The following is a 2,500-nucleotide window of genomic DNA, read 5'->3' as shown; positions in this document are numbered from 1 at the left end:
GCCTGCGCGGAAGATGTAACGGGGCTCAAACCATACACCGAAGCTACGGGTATCACGTAAGTGATGCGGTAGAGGAGCGTTCTGTAAGCCTGTGAAGGTGAGTTGAGAAGCTTGCTGGAGGTATCAGAAGTGCGAATGCTGACATGAGTAACGACAATGGGTGTGAAAAACACCCACGCCGAAAGACCAAGGTTTCCTGCGCAACGTTAATCGACGCAGGGTTAGTCGGTCCCTAAGGCGAGGCTGAAAAGCGTAGTCGATGGAAAACAGGTTAATATTCCTGTACTTCTGGTTATTGCGATGGAGGGACGGAGAAGGCTAGGCCAGCTTGGCGTTGGTTGTCCAAGTTTAAGGTGGTAGGCTGAGATCTTAGGTAAATCCGGGATCTTAAGGCCGAGAGCTGATGACGAGTTACCCTTTGGGTGACGAAGTGGTTGATGCCATGCTTCCAAGAAAAGCTTCTAAGCTTCAGGTAACCAGGAACCGTACCCCAAACCGACACAGGTGGTTGGGTAGAGAATACCAAGGCGCTTGAGAGAACTCGGGTGAAGGAACTAGGCAAAATGGCACCGTAACTTCGGGAGAAGGTGCGCCGGTGAGGGTGAAGCACTTGCTGCGTAAGCCCACGCCGGTCGAAGATACCAGGCCGCTGCGACTGTTTATTAAAAACACAGCACTCTGCAAACACGAAAGTGGACGTATAGGGTGTGACGCCTGCCCGGTGCCGGAAGGTTAATTGATGGGGTTAGCTAACGCGAAGCTCTTGATCGAAGCCCCGGTAAACGGCGGCCGTAACTATAACGGTCCTAAGGTAGCGAAATTCCTTGTCGGGTAAGTTCCGACCTGCACGAATGGCGTAACGATGGCGGCGCTGTCTCCACCCGAGACTCAGTGAAATTGAAATCGCTGTGAAGATGCAGTGTATCCGCGGCTAGACGGAAAGACCCCGTGAACCTTTACTATAGCTTTGCACTGGACTTTGAATTTGCTTGTGTAGGATAGGTGGGAGGCTTTGAAGCGTGGACGCCAGTCTGCGTGGAGCCATCCTTGAAATACCACCCTGGCAACTTTGAGGTTCTAACTCAGGTCCGTTATCCGGATCGAGGACAGTGTATGGTGGGTAGTTTGACTGGGGCGGTCTCCTCCTAAAGAGTAACGGAGGAGTACGAAGGTGCGCTCAGACCGGTCGGAAATCGGTCGTAGAGTATAAAGGCAAAAGCGCGCTTGACTGCGAGACAGACACGTCGAGCAGGTACGAAAGTAGGTCTTAGTGATCCGGTGGTTCTGTATGGAAGGGCCATCGCTCAACGGATAAAAGGTACTCCGGGGATAACAGGCTGATACCGCCCAAGAGTTCATATCGACGGCGGTGTTTGGCACCTCGATGTCGGCTCATCACATCCTGGGGCTGAAGCCGGTCCCAAGGGTATGGCTGTTCGCCATTTAAAGTGGTACGCGAGCTGGGTTTAGAACGTCGTGAGACAGTTCGGTCCCTATCTGCCGTGGACGTTTGAGATTTGAGAGGGGCTGCTCCTAGTACGAGAGGACCGGAGTGGACGAACCTCTGGTGTTCCGGTTGTCACGCCAGTGGCATTGCCGGGTAGCTATGTTCGGAAAAGATAACCGCTGAAAGCATCTAAGCGGGAAACTTGCCTCAAGATGAGATCTCACTGGGACCTTGAGTCCCCTGAAGGGCCGTCGAAGACTACGACGTTGATAGGCAGGGTGTGTAAGCGCTGTGAGGCGTTGAGCTAACCTGTACTAATTGCCCGTGAGGCTTGACCATATAACACCCAAGCAATCTGTAGACTCGAAAGAGGCCAGATTGCGGTGTGTGAAGACGAGATGAACCGAAAGTTCGAGTCAAAACCACAAACTATCGCATACCCATTCGCTGGAACGTGACCGCAAGGCACGCGCTGGCTACCGAATTTCTTGACGACCATAGAGCATTGGAACCACCTGATCCCATCCCGAACTCAGAAGTGAAACGATGCATCGCCGATGGTAGTGTGGGGTTTCCCCATGTGAGAGTAGGTCATCGTCAAGATTAAATTCCGAAACCCCTATCTGCTGACGCAGGTAGGGGTTTTGTTTTTAGTAGAAGTCTTCGATTTTCACCGACACGTTGTTCCTGAACGGGTTGGTTACCGAATTTCTTGACGACCATAGAGCATTGGAACCACCTGATCCCATCCCGAACTCAGAAGTGAAACGATGCATCGCCGATGGTAGTGTGGGGTTTCCCCATGTGAGAGTAGGTCATCGTCAAGATTAAATTCCGAAACCCCTATCTGCTGACGCAGGTAGGGGTTTTGTTTTTAGTAGAAGTCTTCGATTTTCACCGACACGTTGTTCCTGAACGGGTTGGTTACCGAATTTCTTGACGACCATAGAGCATTGGAACCACCTGATCCCATCCCGAACTCAGAAGTGAAACGATGCATCGCCGATGGTAGTGTGGGGTTTCCCCATGTGAGAGTAGGTCATCGTCAAGATT

General features: G+C 51.9%; 4 rRNA genes (1 of these 4 cut by a window edge). All 4 read left to right on the top strand.

The window, feature by feature from the left end:
• Positions 1–1,786 (top strand): 23S ribosomal RNA (locus ACE04F_RS21705) (it extends 1,106 nt beyond the left edge of the window).
• Between the two features lie 148 nt (positions 1,787–1,934).
• A 5S ribosomal RNA gene (rrf, locus tag ACE04F_RS21700) occupies positions 1,935–2,050 on the top strand.
• A 108-nt stretch (positions 2,051–2,158) separates the two neighbouring features.
• Positions 2,159–2,274: ribosomal RNA gene (gene rrf, locus ACE04F_RS21695) — 5S ribosomal RNA — on the top strand.
• Between the two features lie 108 nt (positions 2,275–2,382).
• Positions 2,383–2,498, top strand: a 5S ribosomal RNA gene (gene rrf / locus ACE04F_RS21690).
• Positions 2,499–2,500 lie beyond the last annotated feature (2 nt).

This window comes from Pseudomonas sp. AGC41, assembly GCF_057334555.1.
The sequence above is the reverse complement of the archived record's forward strand: the minus strand, read 5'-3'. Positions and strand labels throughout refer to the sequence as shown.